Origin of the sequence: Reichenbachiella sp. MALMAid0571 (genome assembly GCF_040151475.1) — a bacterium.
In the GTDB taxonomy this organism is placed as follows: Bacteria; Bacteroidota; Bacteroidia; order Cytophagales; family Cyclobacteriaceae; genus CAXBNB01.
In genome coordinates this window covers 15,974-40,484 of the sequence record NZ_JBDKWG010000126.1, presented here as the reverse complement: position 1 = coordinate 40,484, position 24,511 = coordinate 15,974, and the positions used below count along the sequence as shown (strand labels likewise).

At 36.6% G+C, this 24,511-nt stretch carries 23 protein-coding genes; 11 read left to right on the top strand and 12 right to left on the bottom strand.

From position 1 onward, the window contains the following. Position 1 precedes the first annotated feature (1 nt). The 5 genes from AAOP42_RS10995 to AAOP42_RS10975 all read right to left on the bottom strand — a co-directional run bounded on the left by AAOP42_RS10995 (position 2) and on the right by AAOP42_RS10975 (position 4,515). A complete protein-coding gene (locus tag AAOP42_RS10995; protein WP_349528561.1) occupies positions 2-337 on the bottom strand; it encodes a hypothetical protein in 336 nt (111 codons plus the stop codon). 114 nt (positions 338-451) lie between these two features. After that, positions 452-1,645 carry a glycosyltransferase gene (locus tag AAOP42_RS10990; protein ID WP_349528560.1) on the bottom strand — a complete coding sequence of 398 codons (1,194 nt, stop codon included), beginning with the start codon at positions 1,643-1,645 and terminating at the stop codon, positions 452-454. Positions 1,646-1,647: 2 nt separating this feature from the next. Then, a complete protein-coding gene (locus AAOP42_RS10985; protein WP_349528559.1) occupies positions 1,648-2,574 on the bottom strand; it encodes a sulfotransferase family protein in 927 nt (308 codons plus the stop codon). Between the two features lie 15 nt (positions 2,575-2,589). Beyond that, the gene (locus AAOP42_RS10980; RefSeq protein ID WP_502947657.1) at positions 2,590-3,552 is read right to left on the bottom strand and encodes a GT-B fold glycosyltransferase domain-containing protein; all 963 of its coding nucleotides are present in this window, start codon (positions 3,550-3,552) and stop codon (positions 2,590-2,592) included. Positions 3,553-3,555: 3 nt separating this feature from the next. Further along, positions 3,556-4,515: a GNAT family N-acetyltransferase gene (locus tag AAOP42_RS10975; protein WP_349528557.1), complete on the bottom strand. Its 960-nt coding sequence runs from the start codon at positions 4,513-4,515 to the stop codon at positions 3,556-3,558. Positions 4,516-4,628: 113 nt separating this feature from the next. On the opposite strand from AAOP42_RS10975, the gene AAOP42_RS10970 reads away from it, so the two are divergent. The 10 genes from AAOP42_RS10970 to AAOP42_RS10925 all read left to right on the top strand — a co-directional run bounded on the left by AAOP42_RS10970 (position 4,629) and on the right by AAOP42_RS10925 (position 14,798). After that, positions 4,629-5,753, top strand: coding sequence for a tetratricopeptide repeat protein (locus tag AAOP42_RS10970; RefSeq protein WP_349528556.1), 1,125 nt, complete (start codon positions 4,629-4,631; stop codon positions 5,751-5,753). Continuing rightward, on the top strand, positions 5,753-6,352 hold the full coding sequence (locus AAOP42_RS10965) for an IMPACT family protein (protein ID WP_349528555.1): 600 nt from the start codon (positions 5,753-5,755) through the stop codon (positions 6,350-6,352). Before AAOP42_RS10970 ends, AAOP42_RS10965 begins: the two co-directional genes overlap by 1 nt. 561 nt (positions 6,353-6,913) lie before the next feature. Beyond that, positions 6,914-9,241: a T9SS type A sorting domain-containing protein gene (locus AAOP42_RS10960; protein WP_349528554.1), complete on the top strand. Its 2,328-nt coding sequence runs from the start codon at positions 6,914-6,916 to the stop codon at positions 9,239-9,241. 73 nt (positions 9,242-9,314) lie between these two features. Next, positions 9,315-9,809 carry a GNAT family N-acetyltransferase gene (locus tag AAOP42_RS10955; RefSeq protein ID WP_349528553.1) on the top strand — a complete coding sequence of 165 codons (495 nt, stop codon included), beginning with the start codon at positions 9,315-9,317 and terminating at the stop codon, positions 9,807-9,809. 128 nt (positions 9,810-9,937) lie between these two features. Further along, positions 9,938-10,408, top strand: coding sequence for an NADH-quinone oxidoreductase subunit A (locus tag AAOP42_RS10950; RefSeq protein WP_349528552.1), 471 nt, complete (start codon positions 9,938-9,940; stop codon positions 10,406-10,408). After that, positions 10,408-10,923, top strand: a complete 516-nt coding sequence (locus AAOP42_RS10945; protein ID WP_349528551.1) for an NADH-quinone oxidoreductase subunit B — start codon at positions 10,408-10,410, stop codon at positions 10,921-10,923. The genes AAOP42_RS10950 and AAOP42_RS10945 overlap by 1 nt, the downstream gene beginning before the upstream one ends. 3 nt (positions 10,924-10,926) lie before the next feature. Beyond that, a complete protein-coding gene (locus AAOP42_RS10940; protein ID WP_349528550.1) occupies positions 10,927-11,427 on the top strand; it encodes an NADH-quinone oxidoreductase subunit C in 501 nt (166 codons plus the stop codon). Further along, on the top strand, positions 11,427-12,641 hold the full coding sequence (locus AAOP42_RS10935) for an NADH-quinone oxidoreductase subunit D (RefSeq protein ID WP_349528549.1): 1,215 nt from the start codon (positions 11,427-11,429) through the stop codon (positions 12,639-12,641). Before AAOP42_RS10940 ends, AAOP42_RS10935 begins: the two co-directional genes overlap by 1 nt. Positions 12,642-12,696: 55 nt before the next feature. Continuing rightward, positions 12,697-14,223 carry an NAD(P)H-hydrate dehydratase gene (locus AAOP42_RS10930; RefSeq protein WP_349528548.1) on the top strand — a complete coding sequence of 509 codons (1,527 nt, stop codon included), beginning with the start codon at positions 12,697-12,699 and terminating at the stop codon, positions 14,221-14,223. A 191-nt stretch (positions 14,224-14,414) separates the two neighbouring features. Further along, the gene (locus AAOP42_RS10925; protein WP_349528547.1) at positions 14,415-14,798 is read left to right on the top strand and encodes a T9SS type A sorting domain-containing protein; all 384 of its coding nucleotides are present in this window, start codon (positions 14,415-14,417) and stop codon (positions 14,796-14,798) included. Between the two features lie 38 nt (positions 14,799-14,836). Here the strand turns inward: AAOP42_RS10925 and map are convergent, their stop codons facing one another. From map to AAOP42_RS10900, 5 genes are all read right to left on the bottom strand, one after another. Next, a complete protein-coding gene (gene map / locus AAOP42_RS10920) occupies positions 14,837-15,619 on the bottom strand; it encodes a type I methionyl aminopeptidase (RefSeq protein WP_349528546.1) in 783 nt (260 codons plus the stop codon). A gap of 103 nt (positions 15,620-15,722) precedes the next feature. Further along, a complete protein-coding gene (locus AAOP42_RS10915; RefSeq protein WP_349528545.1) occupies positions 15,723-16,340 on the bottom strand; it encodes an Ezrin/radixin/moesin family protein in 618 nt (205 codons plus the stop codon). Positions 16,341-16,425: 85 nt separating this feature from the next. Continuing rightward, positions 16,426-17,832, bottom strand: coding sequence for a class II fumarate hydratase (gene fumC, locus AAOP42_RS10910; protein WP_349528544.1), 1,407 nt, complete (start codon positions 17,830-17,832; stop codon positions 16,426-16,428). Positions 17,833-17,872: 40 nt separating this feature from the next. Further along, positions 17,873-18,232 (bottom strand): cupin domain-containing protein, encoded by a 360-nt coding sequence (locus AAOP42_RS10905; protein ID WP_349528543.1) that lies wholly within the window; start codon positions 18,230-18,232, stop codon positions 17,873-17,875. A gap of 119 nt (positions 18,233-18,351) precedes the next feature. Continuing rightward, positions 18,352-18,882, bottom strand: coding sequence for an RNA methyltransferase (locus AAOP42_RS10900; protein WP_349528542.1), 531 nt, complete (start codon positions 18,880-18,882; stop codon positions 18,352-18,354). Between the two features lie 219 nt (positions 18,883-19,101). Between AAOP42_RS10900 and AAOP42_RS10895 the strand changes: the two genes are divergently transcribed. Beyond that, positions 19,102-19,983, top strand: coding sequence for an SMP-30/gluconolactonase/LRE family protein (locus AAOP42_RS10895; protein WP_349528541.1), 882 nt, complete (start codon positions 19,102-19,104; stop codon positions 19,981-19,983). A 9-nt stretch (positions 19,984-19,992) separates the two neighbouring features. On the opposite strand, the gene AAOP42_RS10890 is transcribed toward AAOP42_RS10895, so the two are convergent. Continuing rightward, positions 19,993-21,402, bottom strand: a complete 1,410-nt coding sequence (locus AAOP42_RS10890) for an aldehyde dehydrogenase family protein (RefSeq protein ID WP_349528540.1) — start codon at positions 21,400-21,402, stop codon at positions 19,993-19,995. 17 nt (positions 21,403-21,419) lie between these two features. Further along, positions 21,420-24,359, bottom strand: a complete 2,940-nt coding sequence (locus AAOP42_RS10885; RefSeq protein ID WP_349528539.1) for a DEAD/DEAH box helicase — start codon at positions 24,357-24,359, stop codon at positions 21,420-21,422. Positions 24,360-24,511 lie beyond the last annotated feature (152 nt).

Below are 24,511 nucleotides of genomic sequence, written 5' to 3'. Positions count from 1 at the left end.
GTTATTTGATTTCCTTACTGTTTGTAATGGTTTCTGTCTTTTGTTCTATCGGATTTTCATTTTCTGTGTATTTCAATTTATACATCAGATAAAATAGAAAATTGAATTTATTGACAGAATAGTAGCTGGAATCTATCTCAGTGTTTTTCTTTTCCTGTGTCATTTCCAGATTTGAAGGCTCTTTAATTTCGGGCTTTTTTACCGGGGAAAGGCTACCGGCTGATGGTTCAGTAGTTTTTAGTGCTTGTGAAATATACATGCTGTCTTCGTCATTAGAATCAGCAAATACTGAGAAAGAAAGGAAAAAGGTTAGTATTGTTAATATAAAATTTTTCAAATCAGTTTTCAAGTTAAGTTATTGTCTGCAACGAAGTTATGGAATAATGGTTACATATTCATAATATCAGCCTAAAATATGATCAGGGTAACTTTTTACTTCTTCTTAAGTATTTTAAACGACACTTTTATAAATGTCTAATAATTTATTCGTACTCATTTTAGAGGAGTGATTTTCCATGAAATTGTTTCTTGTTGTAGTGGCATTATATATTGATAAATTGTCTGACAAAATCTTTATTTTATTAGATAAATCGTCAGGGTTTTCGGGTTTTGCTATTAATCCTTCGGCTTCAGTTATCATCTCCTCAGGTCCTCCGCAAGATGTTGTTATCACAGGTTTTCCACATGCCAGAGCTTCTAGTATTACCACCGGGTTGTTTTCATTACGACTTGGAAGTACGAATGCATCACATTGTTGAAGGTAGTGCTTTACTTGATTTCTGTCAAGATTACCGAGCCATACCACATTGTTTCCGAGTCCTAATTCATTACAAAGCAGTTGGTATTCTTTTTCATTTTCTCCCGTCCCTCCAATTTTCAATTCAATATGGAGTTTTGATTTCAGAAGTATTTTTAGTGCTTTGAGTAAAATGTCTAGTCCTTTTTGAGGGACAAGTCGTCCAATAAAAAGCAGAGAAATGGGATCATTGCGGTCAGATATTTTTTGCTTTGGGGTAAAAAAATCTTCATCTACAAAGTTGTTGATCACGCATAGATTGGCTTTGGCTTTCCCGGCGATAGATCTTTTTAAAAAGTCACTCACACAAATGGTTTTGGAGGCTTCTGCTAAAGGTAGAGTTACAAGTTTACTGATTTTACCATTTTTTTGATAAGAACTGAAAGGGAATGGTGTCATATGTTCGGTAATGACAAATGGAATATTGAGATTCCTACTTAAATGCATTGCAATATATCCCCCTGGATGGGACACATGTGCATGTATCAAATCTATTTTACCAAATTGGAGTTCAAATTCCCTGATGTTCTTTGTATTGGCAGTAATGATGTTTTTAATATTTCCTTTTAGAATCTTCCTCGTCCATGTGTAAGCCGGAGAGAAATATTCCTTACAGTTTGGAGCTAACAGAATTTGATGATTGTCGGGTTTTTTGAATAATTTAACTAAAGTCTGAAAAGGTTTTGCAATCTTTAGAAGCAGAGGCTGATGATTTGATCCCCAAGTACTGATTCCCACATTATGTTCAGGGAAATGTCTGGCAAACAAGATAGCCTGTTCTTTTATGAAAATCCCGGTATTGGGATTCTCAGGGCTTGGATACCAGGATGGGACGATCAGGATGTTCAAAACTATTGGTAGTTAAATTGCTTTAGGTATGGATTTAATTTTTCTGACACCAACTCTTTTTCTGAGGCATTGAGGAGTTCTTTCCATTGTCCTATTGATGTTGTTTTTATTGGTGTATGTAAATTTTTGTGGTGAGACTCTTGGTACTCTTTTATATCAGGTACCTTATTTTGAAAATTCAACATTTCTGTATCAAATTCTCTATTCAGATAGTGTATTATTTTCTTTAGTTCTGTTTCAGGAGTTGATACCAAATCTTCATATTTCACCAATAATACATTGGTTCTTTTTTTCAACCAATTATATTTTTTGATCGATTTAATCCATAAGTCTGAAGAATGCTCAGGGTTTATCAGTTTGTCAAAAGTTTCTGGTTTCCCCTTTTTATATGCAGCAGTTACATCTCGCCCATCCCGCACAAGAAAAATGTATTTGGCATTGGGGAAACAACTGTAAATCTCATTGAGATATCTTGTGTTCATAGGTGTGGAGTCTCCCCAAAGGACATTAGACTTTCCGTTTTGACCCGCACAATTGCTATAAATGTGATGAAGGATGTTTTCCATATTTCTTTGCTCTCCTTCAAACAGAAATGCCTGATTAGTGATGATACCAGGATCAAAATTCCATGAATGACTCCCGGTTTCTTTTACTAACTCACCATAGATTATTTTCACCAAATCTCTCCAAAGGATATGGTTGTACAGTTGGAATTTGATAATGCTGTTGCCAATGAAATACTGCTCAGGCGGTAAAAAAATCTCAGGATGTTGGTTGAGTATTACATTTAGCAATGTGCTGCCATTTCTACCAGAACCGAAAATAAAAAAAGGATCTTCACTTGTTTTAACCCTACTTCTGAGCTTGTATTTTTTTGGAAAAAGAGCAAACGCTCTAAGTAGCAGTCTGGCAAGCTTAATTTTTTTCATCTTCGAATTCACCTTTTAAGAAAACTTAAAGATCATATTGTTTTTGTAGGATCGGAATTGTGCCATCTTCTTTTTATAAAATGGTATTCTTAGATCGTGTCTTTCAAGCATTTCGAGCAACCATTTTCCTTTTTCATTTGTTTTCAAATACTTTTCAATATGATCAGGTATATGAGATTCCGAAAACAAATCGTGGTAATGTATGCTGATCACATCCTCAATTTTGGCAGCTGAATGACTGGTCTGCACCAGTTTGTGGTGTAAATGTATAGGGTAATTATAGTTGTTTCCAAATTCGGAAACGTTCAAATTAAGAGCAGATGTAGTGGCAGCCAGTGAGATTTGATCCATGAAAAATAATCCACTTTTCGGAATTAATTTTTCTGACATCAGCATTTCAAAATTTTGTTTCCATTGACTATACAAATGTGTACTTCTTTTAGAAACAATATGACCAGCATTCCAGTAGGCTAAAATATGCTGTGAATCCACGGTAGTAGTGATATAATTTCGGGAACTCACACCCAGGCATTTATACAATCTGTTCCAATAGGCAGAGTTAACATCCGTATTTCCATCTGATCCTGATCCTTTTATGTCCACAGGCCTTAGCCTGACATCATATTCGCTTAGATTGAACAGTTCATCTGGTTGGTTAAACAGCACGACATCTGAATCTAAGAAGGTCAATATTTCTGTATCAATGTTTTGCTCTGCCCACGCACAAATCAGAGGTTTATTTGCTAAAGGGTAAAAACCGTAGTTTTTATTCAATTCAATATCTATGAAGTCAACATGGTGTTTTTCAAAGAATAGTAGTGTTTCTTTAGATACCTTTTTTGATTTTCTTGGTTGAAAACTATAAATGGGACAGTCTTTAACAGCTCCTCCAAATTGCCTGATGGAACTGATCAGGATTTTCGACATATTTTCTAAAATCCCTTTTTCTGTACAAATTATTATGCTCGCCTTCTTCAAAAACTACATCTCTATGTGATATACTAGTCGGTTGGATTCTATACCTCCCATTCTTTCCTTAAAAGTAATCAGACTTTTTTGTGGAGTACCATCTGCCGAAGAGATTCCTAAATCCAGGTATTGATACCCCTCCTTTTTGTATAAGTCAACCAAATGATGAGTAAGGAAAGTAAGGGGGCTGTAAATTTTAAAAGTCCTGTCAAATGCAGGTAAATAATTATATACTACACGATCGTTTACTATTACCACAACAGTAGCTGCCATAATCTGATTGTCCGGATTTCTAACGGTAAAAAGTTTATAGTAGTGAGGTAAGTTTTGAAATGCTGTAAATAAGTTTTCTGGAGAAATATTGATTCTGATTCCTACCTGACTTCTACAATTATCTATGAATTTATGAATTTCAGATAGAGAATTGATAAGTTCCTGTTTTATCACAAATCCGGATTGGATACATTTTTTTATTTTCCGCTGTTGCATCTGATGCACCGAATTCAGATAATTATTCTTGGATAAATCGATATGATGGTTGATTTCATTTGATAGTACTTTGAACCCGCAATTTTTAAGAATTTTATCAAGTCCATTTTTCTGATTTTTTTCGGCAAAAAGTGGAGGTTGTTTGATGATAATATCTTTTATACCCTGACTACCAAGCTTCTTTGTTATACTTTCAATAAACGTCTTTAGTATTTTATTGTCAATCTTACAAGGGATAGACAGCCCTGCATAAGGACAATAGAGTAGAGAAATGGCTTTATTATCCTCAATATCAAAGCCTATATTGCAAATTGGTTCATCTTCTGACAATTGGGCACTATAGTTGACCACCTGCCGGTTTTTATTTAGTTCGATAAATTCTTTAGAGCTAAATAATAGCAATCCTTTACCAAACAAAGGTGCTTTTTGAGACTCAATTAGTTTGAGACGTAGAGGTGGTTTATGCAATAATTTTTCTGACATTATGCTTAGGTGTAATTCACTTTTTCATTGCCATAACTATAAATGTATCTATTTTTGACCAATAATTTGAAGCTCCTCCATATCCCTTGCATATATAACCAGAGATTTCCGAAATGAGAAAGTATTTGATACTGATTTTGTTGTTTTCTTGTTGTCAGGCCTTCTCCCAAAAGTTAGCTTTGTTTGATTATCCGGAAAGGATGTCAGTGGTAGAAAAAGCTGGTTATTTCATATATAACAACGAATATGAGAAGGCAGATAGTGCTATATTGATTGTGGAAAGAATTCTGCCTGGACACCCTATAGTTTATATGATGAGGGCGTTGAATATTGCGTGGCAAGAGATGCCAATCAGAACCACAAGTGAAGTGTTTCCTGCTCATTATGAGGCTTTACAAAAAGTAATTGAAGCGGCAGAAAAGCTTCAGGAAGAAGCTGATGATCATCAGGAAGGAGTGTTTTTTGAAATGTCTGCCAGGGGATTACTCACAGAGTATTATGCCAGAGAAGGCAATTATCTTAAAGCTCTTGGGGAGGCGAGGAGAATGTATGGCCTGGCCAGGACAGGATTTGACTTTGTCGATGAAAATTCAGAGTTTTTATTTTCCACAGGGCTATATAACTACTTCAGAGAAAAATATCCTGAAAGACATCCTATTTACAAACCATTTATGTGGATTTTTAAAAGTGGAGATATTGAAAAAGGGTTAGTTCAACTTGATCGTGCTACTAAGATTGGTAAGTTGATCAAAATAGAGGCACACCTGTATTTAGCCTACATATACCTTCGGTACGAAAATAAGTCTTATAAGGCCCGGCATTATTTAGAAAATCTGGTGAGTGAGTATCCTAACAACTGTTATTTCAAGTCCAAACTTATTGAGTGCATGGTATCTCAAAATGACTATGAACAAGCTATGCCGTTGATTATGGAATTGCGTACAAAACAAGATCGATATTATGTTTTGTGTAGCGAAGTTTATTTTGGTGTCTATCAGGAAAAATACAAAAAGAATAATATACTCGCAGAGCAACATTACAAAAGAGCACTTGAAATGAGCAATCAGTACGAGAATAAGGGACTCTATTATAAGAGCCTTTGTATGCTTGGAATGGGAAAAATTACAGAAGAAAGAGGGAATAAGTCAGAGGCTGAAGATTATTACAAAGAGGCTGTAGCTATTGATGACAATGATCAGGTAACAAAAGAAGCGAAACAGCGATTGAAGGAACTGTAATGGAAGACCGTAGCTACAAAACTATTGCTAATGAAGCCGGGGGTTTCTACAAAGAAAAAGGCAGTAAGTTTATAGCATACGCTTATCCGGTAAAAAGCACCACTGAAGTAAAGAAAAGAGTAAGTGAATTAAAAAAGGAATATTATGATGCCCGACACCATTGCTATGCCTTTATTTTGGGAGAAAACAACCAACAAATTGTCCGTGCGAATGATGATGGAGAGCCCGGACATAGTGCAGGAGACCCTATTCTGGGGCAAATCAAATCTTTTGAATTAGAAAATGTACTGGTAGTAGTTATCAGGTATTTTGGTGGTACTAAGCTTGGTGTGAGCGGATTAATTCAAGCCTATAAAACTGCTGCAGAAGACGCCCTGTCTAAAGCCAGAGTTATAGAAGTAGTGGTGAAAAGAACAATTGAAATTCATTATCCTTATACCAAAACCAGCGAAGTGATGCGACTGGTTGGCGAATTTGAAGTTGATGTCTCAAGTCAGCTATTTGAAGAAGCTTGTCTGATAGTAGGGAAAATACTTCCATCAAAGTTTAACCAATTGAAAGATAAGATTGCTTTGGTTCAGGGTGTTAAGTTGATATAGCAATTTCAAAAGAGGTATGATGTGCTAACCACCCGGCTCCTCCTGTAAAACAAACCTGACAGTACTTACAAAGTAGCAAAAATGCTTTAAAGGAACATACTGTCTATTTATCTACACTTAATGTCCGACTATCGAAAACTTTGAACTACTGGTTCAAGCCTGGCGTAAATTTGTCGTGTTGCAATATTTAGAATACTTAATAATATCTAGTTGATTATGAGTTGGTTATGAGTTTGTTATTTCTAAGAAATGAGTGGTAAAGTAACCGTTGATTTATTTCTGGCAGAGTTATTAAGTTGGTTTATTTAATTCAATAAGTTGAAGTTTTCACCAAGTAATATGATGTGTCGCAAGAGTGTTTGAACAATGCAGTTTTACTTGAAAAAAGTTTAAAATCTGATTTCAGTTAGTTTGAAAAGAAGAGTTATAGCGTTTTAGCTGAGTTGCCATCTGAAATCATCCATTTTCACCGATTTTCTTTCAATTGACTAGGTTTTCCAGTTTAAACCGTGTCTAGTTTTGCCCAATGTTAACCCAAAAAATGCTGTAGAGCGTGTATTTATGAAATTATTAGTTTACTCATGTCGTGGATTTATTGTTATTATTACCATGATATTTCTTTTGTTTGGTGTAAGTTTTACCGGTAAGTCACAATGTACTGTTGGATACGTATCTGGTAATTTGACAGTAAACTTACCTTGTACAATATCGTCTAACGTTACTATTACAGGAGACCTCACCTTAAATGCTAATCTAACAGTAGTTGATGGGATAACTGTAACGGTAACAGGCCAGCTTAACAATTCTTATTCAGGATCTGCCAGAACAATAACCGTTTCTGGAGGAACGATAAATACCAATAGTGTAAACTCAGGTCAGAACACTACATTGTCGCTGGATGGAGTAGTGGTAAATGTTACTGGTGCCTATACACCCGGCTACCATTCAGGGTTGAGCATGTCTGGTGAAGCCGAACTTCACATTGGCACCTATTTTCAGGACAACATTCAGCAAAATTCTATATCAATAGATAATTCTACACTCACTACAGGAACTTATTTTACCTTAAGTGGGTCAACAGGATTAAGTCTAACTAATGGTTCGATTATGGATATAGGAACAGCTATGTCTATGAGCGGGGGATCAGGAAAGCAATTAAATGTTTGTTCAACTTGTTCATTGGATGCGGATTCGTATTCTAGTGGAGGGATGTTTACATTAAATATAGATGGTGATATGACAGTCACAAATACTGTGTCATTGACCAATGGTTCTCAAATAGTGAATATTGATGGTACTTTATTTGCTGGATCATTGTCAAGTACTAATGGAAAGACATATAATATTGCTTCAACTGGTTTGTTAGATGTTACAGGTAATATTAGCACAGCAGGTACTCATGTGTGGGTAATAGATGGAGAAGTTAATTCAGGTAATTTTAATAGTACACACCCATCCACCTATAATATTAAGTCAACGGGAGAATTAAGTGTAGCAAATGATTTTACGAGTTCTGCTACTCAGGGATGGACGATAGATGGAATATTCAATGCTGATAACTTTACAAGTTCGCATGCATCGACTTATACAGTAGGATCCACAGGACAATTTGATGTTGCAGATTATTTGAGATTCACAAGTGGTACGCAAACTATTAACCAAAGTGGGATTTTTAACGCAGGTGCATTCAAAACAAGTGGATCTGCAAGCTTTACATTAAATCCTGCTGATGGGAATTTTAATATTGCCAATGCAGTTACTGTTTCGGGAGGTAATTTTACTGTAAATGGAGGGAACGGTGACTTGAGTTTTGGAGGTGATCTTAATATAAACAATGGTAATTTTTCGTTGTACGATACTCTGTCAGTTCCCGGCACAATAGAAGCAAATGGAGGAAATGATATCCGAATATATCCTCGTGGCAGATTGATAGCAGAATCCGATTTAATAATCCATAGCAATGAAAGTCTTATTGTAGGGACTAATGTAGCACCACCACCTTACGCAGATTTGGTAATAAAAGGAAATCTTATTTCTGAAGAGAGCGGAGATATTACAGTAAACCAAAATGGTAGAGTTGCTGTGTATGGAGATGTGAGAAACGATGGGTCTGGTGGCACTTTTCTTAAAATTAATTCGGGAGGTCAGATGTATGTGGATGGTAATATTGACTTTAGTGGAGGTGGTGATGATATTATAAATAATAATGCTTCCAACCCTTATGGTTTGTATGTTAATGGTACTGTAACAAATTCCGGAGGTGGGAGTGATACAACGGACAACATAGGAAATAAACAAGACCTGATAGATACCAACCCTGATTTCAATGCCTGGCTCGGCGAGCAACCTAACAGTCCTCTTCCAGTAGAACTTATTAGTTTTGGATATTCTTTTACAGATGGTTATGTTTCTTTGTTTTGGAAAACAGCTGTGGAAATAAATAATGATTACTTCAGCATAGAGAAATCCAACGACGGGGTTAATTTTTATGAAGTGGCTACTATTTCTGGAAATGGAAACTCAAACAGCATTAGGTCATATAGTTGGACAGATGACAGTGATCTTATGGAGCTGACATATTACAGACTGAAACAAACTGATTATGATGGAAAATTTGAGTACCTGAGAGTATTGGCTGTAAGCCCCACTTTTGGCAGTTCTCTGGATGTTTATCCTAATCCGGTTTCTTCTGGTTCACAGGTTTTTCTCAGGGGATCTATTGATTCTCAAACTAATTGGTCGCTTTTTGATTTGAACGGAAATGAAATGTCTAGTGGTACATTTGACCGAAATACTACTATTTCTACTAGCAATTTTAGAAGTGGTATTTATATGCTGAAAATTAGCAATCAGCAAAATGTTGTGTCTAAAAAATTGATAGTGCAATAAGTTGAATTGATTCTCTTACTTATAGTTCAACTCATTTCGTTTTTTATTATCCTTGGGGCAATAAAAAAGTGGGATGATAAAAATAGTAAAAGCTTCCTCTCTTACTCAATTTGAAATAATAGAAAATCTGGCTAAGGAAATTTGGACAGAACATTATACACCTATTATAGGTTGTGAGCAAGTAGAATATATGCTTGAAAAGTTTCAGTCTCAGCAAGCCATCGAATCTCAAATTGACGATGGTTATGAATATTTTCTTATTGAGACCAATGATTCGAGTATTGGATACCTAGGTGTTAAACAGGAAAAAGATGCACTTTTTTTGAGTAAAATTTACCTGCACGCCTCCTTCAGAGGCCAGGGGTTGGGTAAAGCAGCTTTACTTTTTGTAGAAAGCCATGCAAAAAGTTATGGTTTGGATAAAATACGCTTGACAGTGAATAAAAACAATACAGATAGTATAAAAGCGTATATTAATGTTGGATTTGTTCAGAGAGATTCTGTAGTAATAGATATTGGAGGTGGATATGTGATGGACGATTACGTTTTAGAAAAGAATCTGGAATAAAGGGGGAAAGATACCCTGATATTAATTTCATGTACAAATCAGGCTCTTCAGAGGATCAATTAGATAAAAATCTACATTTCCTCGTATAGAATTCCTACATTCAACTAATTTTAAGTTTTTCGAATGCGATGATAGAATTAACATCATATCAAATCATATTACTCTTTATTTTTGGAGGTTTAATTGGCGTTGCAGCACCTTTGGTTTTGGGACGCTTTATCCGTCCAGACCGTCCAAATGAAGAGAAAAACACCACCTATGAGAGTGGGGAAGATCCTATTGGAAACTCATGGGGCAAGTTCAATATCCGGTTTTATGTTGTAGCCCTAATATTTATTTTGTTTGAAACAGAATTGGTATTTCTTTTTCCCTGGGCAATTGTTTTTGGCGATAAAAATCTGATTGAAGCCACGGAAGGTATCTGGGGCAAATTTGCATTTGTTGAAATGAGTATTTTTATTCTCATTCTTGTAATGGGCTTGGCGTATGTGTGGGCTAAAGGTTTTCTGGAATGGGACAAGCCAGAGCTTAAAATAAAGAAGTTTGATTCTAAAATACCGGACGATTTATACACACAGATAAATAGTAAATACTCCTGATGCAGAAAGACAGTCAATTAAATAGCGGTGGTGTTATTGTGAGTAAATTGGAGGACTTGACCAATTGGGCAAGGCTGTCCAGTATTTGGCCCATGGGATTTGGCTTGGCTTGTTGTGCTATTGAAATGATGGGAAGTATGGCTTCCGGATATGATTTGGACAGATATGGTGTGATTCCCAGAGCTTCTCCCAGATTATCGGATGTAATGATAGTAGCGGGTACAGTTACCTATAAAATGGCAGACAGAGTAAGGAGGTTGTATGAGCAAATGTCTGAACCGAGGTATGTTATATCAATGGGCTCATGTGCCAATTGTGGAGGGCCATATTGGGAGCATGGCTATCATGTGGTAAAAGGAGTAGATAAAATTATTCCTGTAGATGTATATGTACCAGGATGTCCTCCAAGACCAGAAGCGTTGATCGGTGGTATCATCAAATTAAGGGAGAAAATTGATGGAGAATCTTTGATTGCTCCAAGACTATTGATCAATGCCATGAAGGAAAAAGTTTGACACTTGGATAAATTCGAAGACATAAAGAAAATACTGTTATCTGCTTTTGGAGAAGAGATAATATTAGGTGAGGATCTGAATTGCACTCCTAAGGCGATTTTGATCAAGGCACATAAAATTGATGTTGTTTGTCAGGAATTGTTTCAAAACAAAGAAACATATTTCGATTCGCTATCGTGTCTCACAGGTATTGACAATGGTTTGGAGAAAGGCACGATGGAAGTTGTTTACAATTTATATTCTATTCCTTTCGAAGTTTCTTTGATGTTAAAGGTTGAAACAGACAGAATGAAACCTGAAATTCCTTCTGTTGCTTCGATATGGAAAACTGCAAACTGGCACGAGAGAGAAGCTTATGACCTGTTGGGCATACATTTCATTGGACATCCTGATTTGCGTAGAATTTTGATGCCTGCTGATTGGGAAGGGCATCCCTTGCAAAAGGATTATGAAGAGCCGCTTGAATACAGGGGAATGGAAACCATAAGAAGAGAAGATGACTAATGCCTGAGATTCAATACAAATACCATAAGGACAACCTGAAAAAGTCTGAGCCTAATATCTATAATAAAGATAATCTCCGCTCTGAAGAAATGGTCATCAATATCGGACCACAACACCCTTCAACACATGGAGTATTGAGGCTTGAAGTCGTTACAGATGGAGAAATAGTGGTAGATGTAGTGCCGCATTTGGGCTATTTACACCGTTGTTTTGAAAAACATGGGGAATCTGTACCATTCAATCAGGTAATTCCTTTTGTTGACCGATTGGACTATGTGGCAGCAATGAACAATGAACACGCTTATGCGATGGGAGTAGAGAGGATGCTGGGTATTCAGGATCAGATTCCAAAGCGTGTAGAATATATACGAGTACTGGTAGCTGAACTTAATCGTATTGCTTCTCATTTTGTAGCAGTTGGCACTTATGGATTGGATATAGGTGCTGTATCGCCTTTTCTTTGGCTCATGAGAGACCGTGAGCATATCCTTAGAATGCTCGAATGGGTAAGTGGTGCACGCATGCTTTACAACTATATCTGGATAGGGGGATTATACTATGATTTGCCTGTTGGTTTTGAAGAAAGATGCACGGAATTTATCAATTACCTGAAACCTAAGTTGGTTGAGTTGGACAATGTTTTAATTAATAATAAAATATTTGTTGACAGAACTGCTAATATTGGCGTTTTAGACCGTAATCTCGCTATCAATTTCGGTGTGACGGGTCCAATGCTTCGTTCTACAGGGCTCAAATTTGATCTGCGGAAGGTCGATGGTTATTCTGTATATCCAGAATTGGATTTTAATATTCCTGTGGGTAAGGGTGAAATGGGACAAACCGGTGACTGTTGGGACAGAACCTGGGTAAGAGTAGAAGAGTGTAAAGAATCGGTTAAAATCATTGAGCAGTGTCTTGAAAAACTGAAAGGTGATCACAAGCGAACCAAAGAATTTGACCCTCGACAAATTGCACCCAAAAAAATAAGGCCAAAAGCTCAGGATTTATATGTTAGATCCGAAAATCCCAAAGGAGAAATTGGTTTCTTTTTCAGAGCAGATGGACGATCCGATATTGCCATCAGATGTAAGGCACGTTCTTGCTGTTTTTCCAATCTTTCCATTTTACCAGAACTGTCAAAAGGATATATGATTGCAGACCTGATAGCTATCGTTGGTTCGTTGGATTTTGTTTTGGGTGAGGTAGATAGGTAATCACCAATTTCTTTTGAATATTGCACATTGATGCCTGATGAGTTAAATTTAGAATATGAACTCACTGGATAAATTGACTAAAATACTTACGTCTGAACAAATAAGGCAGGTTGATCAATTTACTATTGAAAACCAACCAATTTCCTCAATAGACCTTATGGAGAAAGCATCAAAAGCCTTCGTTTCCTGGTTTTTGAAAAAACATGGAATTCGTGACAATGTCAAGGTGTTATGTGGAACAGGAAACAATGGTGGAGATGGTCTGGCAATTTCCAGATTGCTTTTAGAATATGGATGTCAGGTAGAAACCTATTTTATTGGTACTGGATCAAATGGTACTGAAGATTTCCAAGTCAACTTAAACAGGCTGAAAAAATTATATGATCCCATCCTGATAAAGGCAGAATCGGACTTTCCTTTGTTAAACCAGAATGATATAATAATTGATGGGATTTTTGGATCGGGTCTTTCCAGACCTGTTAAGGGGCTTCATGCTTTGCTGATTAATCATATCAATAGGAGTGCAACTAATGTAATTGCAATTGATATTGCATCTGGGTTGTATTGTGATCAAAATGCTTCTGGAGAAATGATAGTTAAATGTACTGAAACTGTCACTTTTCAAATTCCCAAGCTCGCATTTTATCTACCTCAAAATGATGATTTTACCGGAAATTTGTTTGTTGTTGATATTGGGTTAGACCAAAATTTCATAGCGAAACAAAAAGCCAGGCATTATTTGATTACACCTGAGTTTATTAAATCAATTTTTAAATCAAGAGGGAAATATGCTCATAAAGGAAATATGGGTAGAAACCTGATTGTTTCAGGGAGTAAAGGGAAAATTGGAGCTGCTGTATTGGCTTCACGGGCTTGTCTTCGATCAGGAGCTGGTCTGGTGACTGTTTATCTTCCAGAGTGTGGATATGAAATTATGCAAACTGCCGTTCCTGAGGCTATGGTGATTACAGATACACACCAAAATATGCTTTCTAATGTTCCTGATGTTAATCAGTACGATGCTATTGGAGTAGGCCCGGGAATAGGTGTGGATAAATTAACTGTTGATGCGTTGGTTAAGTTATTGAAAAAGGTGAATCAACCTATGGTGTTGGATGCGGATGCTTTAAATATTATTGCCTTGGAAGGCTTGATTGATCTAATTCCTGAAAAAAGTATTTTAACTCCTCACCCGTTAGAGTTTAAAAGACTGGTTGGAAATTGGAATGATGATTTTGAGCGATTAGAAAAGCAGATTGAATTCTCAAAAAGAAACAAGGTGGTTGTAATACTCAAAGGAGCACATACCAGCATTACTAGTATTGATGGGCAGGTGTTTTTTAATACCACAGGTAATCCTGGTATGGCTACCGCAGGAAGTGGTGATGTGTTGACAGGGATTGTCACTGCATTGCTTGGTCAGAAATATGATTCTTTGGAAGCCGCAATACTAGGTGCGTACTTACACGGGTTGGCAGGGAATTTGTATGTTAAAGAAAATTCAGAAGAAGGATTGATTGCAGGTGATTTAATTGATCTTTTGCCAAAGTCCTTTGCAGAAATAAGGGAAGGAGATAGTTAAATTGTATTAAAGATAGAGTTCAATACTTGACGCTATATATGAATAGTAATATATATTCATTGTAAAGTGATGTATTTAGATTTAAATTAATTGCGGTAACGACAGTTTTTTCTAAAAATTTTATTATCTTCAAGGAACTTTAGTGAAGTCTTAACGTATTTTGAATATAAGTTATAAAAACCTAATACTACTTGTCATTAAAAAAGACCATATTGTCATTGATATTAAGCATAGGATTCCTTGTAGTTCAGGCTCAGGATTCTACTTCCAATGTCAACAGGTCAATTGAATCTCCTGATTTTGAAAATACCTCACTGGAAATCAAAAATCAGATAGAAATTTATCCTAACCCCTCTGTTAACTTTCTCATTATAGAAATCAAAAATTCCGAGCTAGATCGTGTTGAGTTTGAAATGAGAAGCATAATCGGTAATAAAGTGACAATAGTGCCGGAAGAAATAGGTAGAGATAAGTTCAGGATTAACGTGAAAGATTTCTCTACCGGGTATTATTTCTTAGTAGTGAAAGATGAATTCACCCGATTCAAAGAAGCACACAAATTTTTGAAAAAGTAGCAATTACTTTTATTTTCAAAAAAGCATTCCATATATTTTTAGACATTGACTACCTGCAGGGCTTCTTCTACATATTCGAAAGTAGAAAGGACATCAGCTTTGCCATCGATAAAAGCCACATCGTGTTCAAAGTGAGCAGATGGTAATTTGTCTGCTGTGATAATTGTCCAACCATCAGACAGTTGTCTTACATTTTTAGAACCCAAATTTATCATTGGTTCGATTGCAATTACCAATCCATCTTTAATTTGAGTACCTCTTCCTCTTTTACCAAAGTTAGGAACTTCGGGTGATTCATGCATCTCTCTTCCTAATCCATGACCTACCAGTTCTCTCACTACACCGTATCCATTTTTTTCAGCATGATGCTGAATGGCAAAACTTATATCACCAATTCTGTTACCTTTTTTTACCTGTTCAATTCCCAGATTGAGACATTCTTTTGTCACCTTAAGTAGTTTTTTTACTTTAGGATCGACTTCTCCGACTTCAAATGTGTATGCATGATCTCCATAAAATCCATTCATAAATACGCCACAGTCTATGCTAATGACATCTCCATTCTTCAAGGGTTTATTGTTTGGTATGCCATGTACTACCTGTTCATTCAAAGACATACACAGTGTATTGGGAAAATCGTAAAGTCCCAAAAATCCAGGAATGCCTCCGTTATCTCTTATAAATTCTTCAGCGATTTTATCTAAATACAAAGGTGTTACATCAGGTTTAACTTCTTTGGCTATTATTCCCAATGTTTTTGACACCAATTGAGCACTTTGCCTCATCAGTTCAATTTCCTCACGTGTTTTATATTTAATCATGCTTTAGAATTTGTGGAGGGCAAAATTATATTAATTATACTTTCTAAAAAAGAAAAGCCTGACCATTGGGAAATAGTCAGGCTTTTAATAAGTTTTTTTGTTTTTAGATTACTCCTTCTAAAACATCCTTAATTGGAACCCTTTTACCATCCTTATAAGAAGCTATAAAAGCATCTTTTACCCCAATTTCTCTAAGGTATTTTTTGAAAGTATCAGCTTCCCAGTAGTCTCTGAACATTCCAATAGTATATTTCATCAGACCGTCTTTAGAGTCAGATTGAAATGCAGGATTGTTCTCGGCAAATTTTTTCAAATCTTTCTTAGCGAATGCCCCGATCTGTACAGTAAAGACAACACCACTTGTACTTTGTACGCTTCCACCAACTGGTGCAGAAGATGCTACTGGCTGAGGTTTGCTGGCAGCTTCTTTTTTAGCGGCGGCCAAATCACTCCTCAAGGAAGAAACCTGATCCTGATATTGTGCAATTTGATCGTCCTTGTCTTTTAGTTTGTCATCTACTCCGGTTACCTCTTTCTTGAGACTGCTCACCTGAGATTTCAATGACTTGTTTTCTTCGAGCAAAGTTTGATATTGATCAGGAGTAAGTTTTTTGATACGCTTTTTCCATTCTTTTGCTTCCTTTTTGGACATCTGTGCGCTTGCATCCGTAACGATTGCTACACAAAAAATAATGGCAAGTATTCCTAATATATTTCTCATGATTAATTGATTGGTTCACTTATTAAATTACTAATGTACAAAAATAACTCTATAAAAGCCAAATTTGATTCTTATACTGTATTGTTTATTGTTTTTCCATACTTCCTACCATTTTGGAAGGAACGACCCACTGATCGAATTGCTCATTGGTTAGGAATTCCAGTGCCAAGGCAGCTTCCCTTAGAGTAGTACCTTCTTTATGCGCCTTTTTTGCGATTTTTGCTGCCTTTTCGTACCCAATGTGAGTATTGAGTGCGGTAACGAGCATCAATGATTTTTCTAATTTTTCCTCTATTACTGGATAGTTAGGTTCAATACCAACAGTACAATGATCGTTGAATGACAGACAAGCATCACCTAATAATCGGGCAGAAGTCAACAAATTGTAAACCATCATCGGTTTAAATACATTCAATTCAAAATGACCATTCATGCCTCCAACAGAAATAGCCACGTCGTTTCCTATTACCTGAGCGCATACCATAGTCAGTGCTTCACATTGTGTTGGATTGACTTTTCCTGGCATTATTGAAGAACCTGGTTCATTTTCCGGTATCATTATCTCTCCAATTCCGCTTCTAGGCCCTGAAGATAACATTCTGATGTCATTTGCGATTTTCATCAGGCTAACCGCCAGTTGTTTGAGTGCACCACTGCATTCTACGATCGCATCATGAGCTGCTAAAGACTCAAACTTATTTTTTGCTGAAACAAATGGATGGCCTGCGTGTTTTGCGATTGTTGCTGCAACAAGATCGGCATAGCCTTGCGGTGTGTTAAGGCCTGTGCCAACTGCCGTTCCTCCTAAAGCTAGTTCTGACAAGTGTTCAAGTGTATTGCGAAGTGCTTTTAACCCATGATCCAGCTGAGATACATATCCGGAAAATTCATGCCCAAGGGTCAAAGGAGTAGCATCCATAAAGTGTGTCCTGCCTATTTTCACAACTTTTGCAAAAGCCTTAGCTTTGTCATTGAGTGTATAGCGTAGTGTTTCTATTTTGGGAATAGTGTCATCCACTATCATTTTATACCCTGCGATATGCATGGCAGTAGGGAATGTATCGTTTGACGATTGAGATTTGTTGACGTCATCATTTGGATGAATGACTTTACTATCGTCTGATAAAGAACCCCCATTGAGCACATGTGCCCGATTGGCTACTACCTCATTTACATTCATATTGGATTGTGTACCAGATCCGGTTTGCCAAATTACAAGGGGAAATTGGTCGTCTAGCTGACCGGATAATATTTCATCACAGACTTTGCCTATCAGATCGGACTTTTCTTTGGACAAAACCCCTAGCTCACAATTTGTTTCTGCGGCTGATTTTTTGAGTATGGCAAATGCCTTTACTATTTCAATTGGCATTTGCATATTTGCACCACCAATTTTAAAATTCATTTTGGATCTCTGGGTTTGTGCACCCCAGTATTTATCCGCAGGCACTTTTACTTCGCCCATGGTATCATGTTCTATTCTGTATTCCATTTGTATAACTGTATAATATTTAAAAATGTCAGGATTATAATTATTCTCTGTTCGCTGTTTTTACGGAAAAGGGAGGCATACAGATAGAATAATATTCGCAAGGCTGATCAAAGGGATTACGAAATCTTATTCGTGCTCCTTTTTTTAATAGTATTGATTGACCTTTTTCTATTACCTCTCGGTCTTTTTCTATCTTAATTTCAAGTCTTCCCTTTGAGACGATCACTATTTCATCAAATTCAGGATTTTGATAAGGTTCTTTCCATCTGGGAGGGGCTTCACATCTACATATACTACATCCCTCATACTTTAAACTGGCGTTTCCGAAATGTTCTTCAATGAGCTTGTCGTCACCTGTAGGTACAATAAACGGATCAGTTTGTTTGATGTATTTTTTCATAGCACAAGAGAGAAATATCTCTCCCTTAAATTTAACTTAAATGCAAGTGTAAAATAAATAGGTTTCTAGTAATAATCAGACATTCAACATTTATTCTAAAAAATGAAAAGCAGAATTTATCAGAAGCATATTTTATTGACATAATGCCACAGTACTACTCCAATGCTCACAGAAATATTCAAAGAGTGTTTGGTGCCAAATTGCGGGATTTCCAGGCAGGCATCCGATGCGTCCACTACTTCCTGATCCACTCCGAATACTTCATTGCCAAATACAAAACAATATTTTTCATCCTTTTGTGGTTCGAATTTTTCAAGCGATAAGCTCTTTTCTGCCTGCTCAACAGCTATTATTTGCCAACCATCTTGTTTTAGTTTACTGATCGCATCCAATGTATTTTTTTGATATTCCCAATCTACGGAATCAGTTGCCCCCAATGCTGTTTTATTTATGTCACGATGTGGAGGGATTCCTGTGATGCCACACAAGTATATTTTTTCAACCATAAAGGCATCAGATGTCCTGAATGCAGAGCCTACATTGTTTAAACTCCTGATGTTATCCAAAATCAGAATAACAGGATTTTTATCCGAAGATTTGAATTCATCAATGGATATTCTTTGTAGCTCTTCGTTTTTTATTTTTCGCATATTGAATGCAAAGAAATGCATTGAAAGGTTAAAATAGAAATGGTTAGACCTTATTGTCCAGGGGATATTTGAAGAGGTAGTCCAATTCACTTACGGGTTTTGTCAGAAGTTTTAAATTCCATTTAAGATTCTTTAATATTACTGAAAAAAGGAAAACGATGCTGATCAATCATATTGTGTCGTACTTTATTTCTAATAGCAAATAACAAAAGCATATATATGGGTAATCATACATCGTCCAAAGTTGTTTTGGATGCAAAAGCGAGACTGGGAGAAGGAGCTATTTGGCATCCTGTTGACAAAATACTCTATTGGGTAAATATAGAAGGTAAGTCATTGCATGTGTTTGATCCTGTCTCTCAAAACGATAAAGTGTATGATGTTTTTGAAAGGATTGGAACGGTTGTTCCCGTCAAATCAGGAGGTGTATTGCTTGCACTGCAAGATGGTATTGCTCATTTCGACTTAGAAAGCGGACAAATAGAATACAAAATTGACCCTGAGAAAGATTTACCAGATAATCGGTTCAACGACGGGAAATGTGATCCACTGGGAAATTTTTGGGTTGGAAGTATGCCCTTGGATGAAAAAGATGCTGTTGGATCAGTTTATAAAATTAGTCCTGATTTTTCAGTAGAAAAAATGATAACAGGTGTAACTGTGTCCAATGGAATATGTTGGTCACTGGATTGCAGGACAATGTATTATATCGATTCTCCAACCAGAAAAATTGTGGCGTACAACTTTAATAAGAATGATGCTACAATTTCAAATCCCGAAGTTGTTGTCAATGTAGAGGAGCGTCTGGGTTTTCCTGATGGTATGACCATTGATTCAAACGGGATGCTTTGGGTGGCACTTTGGGGAGGAGGGGCTGTTGGCTGTTGGAATCCTAAAACCGGCAAGCTGATAGAATCTATACAACTGCCAGCAATAAATGTTACCTCATGTGCGTTTGGAGGAGAAAACCTTGACCAATTATATATTACTTCTGCCAGACAAGGTGTGACACCAGAGCAACTGGAAAAGTACCCCAATAGTGGTGATGTATTTATGGCTGAAATGGGAGTAAAAGGAATTCCTGCCTGTTTGTTTGGGTAGATATTCTCATCAAAAATATTTTATCATAAAATCCACAATTTTCCTTTTGAATTCTCCGAAAGGTGGATAGAATGCCGAGGTATTTGTCAACCCAATTCTCTGCTTGATGACCGACTTTGCATTTGAAAAATCCTGAAAGCCATAGTATCCGTGAGATTTCCCAATTCCACTTTCATTAACACCGCCAAAAGGTAGATTTGGATGAGAATATTGAATTACAACATCGTTGATGCACATAGAACCGGAAGAGGTTTTTTGCTGTAGTTCGTTGGCAAACTTCCTGTCTTTGGTAAAGACATACAGTGCCAGGGGTTTAGGCTGTGAATTGATATGATCAATGATATCTTTAGCAGATTCATAGATATTCAATGGCAGGAGAGGCCCGAATATCTCTTCTTTCCATATAGTGGCATCAGAGGGGACATTTGACAGCAATGTAGGTTCCATGTATTTTTGATCAGAGCTGTTTTCTCCTCCCATTTCTAATACGGCTCCTTGGTCTAAAGCATCTTGTAACAAAGTAGAAAGCCTTTTCGAATGTTTCTTATTGACCATTCTGGAATAAGAATCAGAATTTTCGAACCCTGAAGAGTCTGAATCAAACAGCTTTCGGGTTTGGTTTTTTACTTCGCTTACGAATTTGTCCTTTACTTCACTGTCAATAAACAAATAATCCGGAGCTATACATGTCTGCCCATTGTTTACGAATTTGCCCCAGACGATTTTTTTCGCAGCATCTTTTATGTTGGCTGATTTATCAATAATGACAGGTGATTTTCCACCCAGCTCCAGCGTTACCGAGCTTAAGTTTTTGGCAGCAGCAGCCATTACAATTTTTCCTACGTTGGTACTTCCGGTAAAGAAAATATGGTCAAAAGGAAGTTTAAGTAACTCTGTGGTTTCTTCTACAGCTCCTTCTATTACTGCAACAATTGACGGGTTAAATACCTCTTTCACCATTTGGGTAATTAAAGCTGAAGTGGCAGGAGTGAGTTCTGATGGCTTTAAAATGGCTGTGTTTCCAGCGGCTATAGCTGAAACCAATGGCACACAAACCAGGTTGAAAGGAAAATTCCATGGAGCAATGATTAGAGTAGTTCCCTTGGGCTCATAGTGAATGTAGGCAGAAGTGCCCAGATAAGTCAGCCCTGGTGAAACATACTCTGGTCTTGTCCATTGTTTTATATACTTAAGTGCCTTGTTGAGCTCGGAGGTAACGGTGAATATTTCCGAAATATCAGTATCTGTTTCCGGTTTTTTCAAATCTTGATATAACGCTTTTCTGATCCGGTCTTTATTGTCGAGTATCCAGGATTTTAGGGCTTTGAGTCTTTCAATACGGTTTTGAATAGACTCATACCTTAGTTCGAGGCTTTTTATCTTTTGTGCCTCGAACGTAGATTGAATAGTAGTAATCATTGGGTAGTTGTTTTTTACTAATCCAATATACTAACAATATCTTCTTTAGATAGGTTTTTGACGAAGCTTTCCTCTGTTGTGATCAGATCAGACGCCAATTTTCTTTTGTTTTGCTGTAGCATCATGATTTTTTCCTCTACGGAATTCTTGGTGATGAACCTATAGGTGAATACCGTATTTTTCTGCCCAATTCTATGAGCCCTGTCAATGGCCTGTGCTTCTATGGCAGGATTCCACCATGGGTCAAGCAGAAACACATACTCTGCTTTGGTCAGATTGAGCCCAAGGCCACCTGCTTTGAGTGAAATTAAAAATACTTTTACCGATTCATTATTTTGAAAACGGCTGACTTGTGCTTCCCGGTCCTTGGTACTGCCATCCAGGTAGCAATAGTCTATGTTTTTTTCTTTCAGATAGCTTGAAATAATACCCAGATGTTTCACGAACTGTGAAAATACAAGGATTTTATGGTTTTTGTTAATGGCATTTTCAAGCATGTAGCTGATTTCTTTTAATTTACCAGACTCACCTTTGTATGATTCATCGATCATCTTGGGGTGATTGGCAATTTGTCTCAGCTTTGTCAAACCCTGAAGTAGTAAGAACTGAGATTTACCAAGTCCACCTTCCTCTATTTGGCTCATTATTTCATTTCTGTAGCCTGATTTTACTTCCTCATAAGCACTTTCCTGTTCTTCAGTCATAGAGCAATATCTGACAGTTTCTATCTTTTCTGGCAGATCAGTGGCTACCTGAGACTTGTGCCTTCTGAGTAAAAATGGTTTGATGATCGTGTACAGCTTTTTTGTTTGCTGTTCGTCTTGTTTTTTTTCTATAGGCAATTGGAAGTTGTTTTTGAAAAAAGTTTTCCCACCCAGCAATCCGGGGTTGAGAAATTCCATTTGTGACCACAGATCCATGGTTGTGTTTTCAATCGGAGTGCCTGTTAGTATCAGTTTGTAACTCGATTTTAGATGCTTTACTGCTTTGGCAATGTTGGAATCAGGATTTTTGATTACCTGAGATTCGTCGAGTATGATGTAGTTGAAATAAAAATCTTTTAGTAAATCAAGGTCTTGTCTGATGAGACCATACGATGTGAGCACCAAATCGTAGTTTGCAAATTGGCTGACATCTTTGACCCTTTTTACTCCGGTATAGTTCAGTATTTTTAATTTTGGAGTGAACTTTTCAGCTTCTTTTTCCCAGTTGTAAACTAGCGATGTAGGCATTACAAGCAGGTTGACACCTCCATCTTCTAGCTCCTTTACATTTTGAAGCATGGCCAAAGTCTGAACTGTTTTTCCTAGACCCATATCATCTGCCAGACAGCCACCAAATTTATACTGCCTCAGAAAATTCATCCAATTGTATCCGGCTTTTTGGTATGGACGCAGATCACCTTTAAATCCTTTGGCTATTGGATAGTCCTCGATTTGTTTGAAGGAATTGCTCAGTTTTTCCAGCTTTCTATTGAGTTGAATTTTGGCTATTTCGGATTCTTTCAACTCATTCACCAGTGCCAGATGATGTTTCTTCAAAGCCAAACCTTCCTGACCCTCAACATCTTCTGAAAAGGCAAACAGCTCGGAGTATTCAAGAAACCATTCTTCGGGTATTACTGCCACTTCTCCATTTGGCAATTCTATCTCTCTTTTTTTCTTTAGAATATGGTTTCTAATAACCTTGAAAGGAATATTGAAATCTCCAAATTTGATTACGGCGTGGATATCAAACCAATCAATATTTTCATTGACCTGAATGGAAATGGAAGTTTGTCCAAGAAAATATTTTTTGCCTTCTCCTCCATTTTGGCGGAGTGTAATGCCTGATTCATTGAGAAATTTCTCATTTTGACGAATCCATGAAAAGGCAGTAGAGGTATTCATAGTTGCCCGGGCATGCCTCAACGACATGTTGGCTTCATTCAGAAAGTGAATATATTTTTTTTCCTTGTTCAGATCTCGTTTTATCCGGTAAAAGATATAGTTGTCATCCTGTTTATCCACATGTACGCTTACTTCTTTTATTTTATCGGCGGTATAGCTGTAGTTTCCATAACCAAAGGAAAGTTCAAACAGGATTTTATCCTGACTGTCTTCCTGATTTGCAGCAACTCCATTTTCTCCAAATAAAGAAAGTGTTTTCGAACCGTTTGCCAGTTTGGAAAATGTAAGAAGGGGTTTTACCGGGTAATTTTCTGTTTTGATTTCAAAACCCTTTGCATACACATCAAAAGATCCTACAAGCTGAGCAACAAATTTTCTGTAATAGTTGTCCTCTATTTTTTTAGGTACAGAAATAAATTTTTTATCCAAAAAAGGTTTGATTTTATTTCCGTCAATGTTTTTGGCAAAATGATAGAGTTTGTTTTCTAAAACCAGAAATGCAGGATCGTTGCAGAGAATGTATCCGCCTTTGTATTGATAATCTACTTTTTCTCCGGCATACTTTATAGTGGGAAAATAATGAGTATCCTCATCGTTTCTTCTAAAGTGGAAAAGGACAGTTGCAGGTTCTTGTAATACTTCTATTTTTTTCCAGGTAGGTTCGCCATCTGCTCCCATTTCAAACAGCATTTTGTTTTTCAGCAGGGGCAGAATTTTTGATCGTCTTATTTCGAGATACCGTTTGATTTCATTTTGTATAACTTCATTGCCATCTTTGCCATTAAAAATCTTTAGAAAAAAATCATTGGCTTTTACATTTTTCTTATTGAAATGTCTGGCTACAACGTCTTGTTGCATCGAATCCATCAATTTGATCAGTTGATAATCAGTGTCATCGAGTCCCGAGTCGAATTCTTTTGCGTTTTTAGAAGAGATGTTTTGATGAGAAAATGTAAGCCTTCCTTCTTCATCTTTTTGGATCACAAAAGATTCGAATATATAGCCTAAATATTCGTGTTCAAACAATGTATAAATTAGCTGAAATGGATTAGTGAGAGATACGTTCATTTACACGTGTTGAGATCAATAAAATTCTAAGTTAATAATGTGTTAAATCTTGCAATTTAGTCCAATTGAATGAAATAGAAAGGATATATGAAGTAATTTAGAAGATAAAAAAATATAATATTTATGCCTTAAATTGTGTTTTTAAAAAGTAG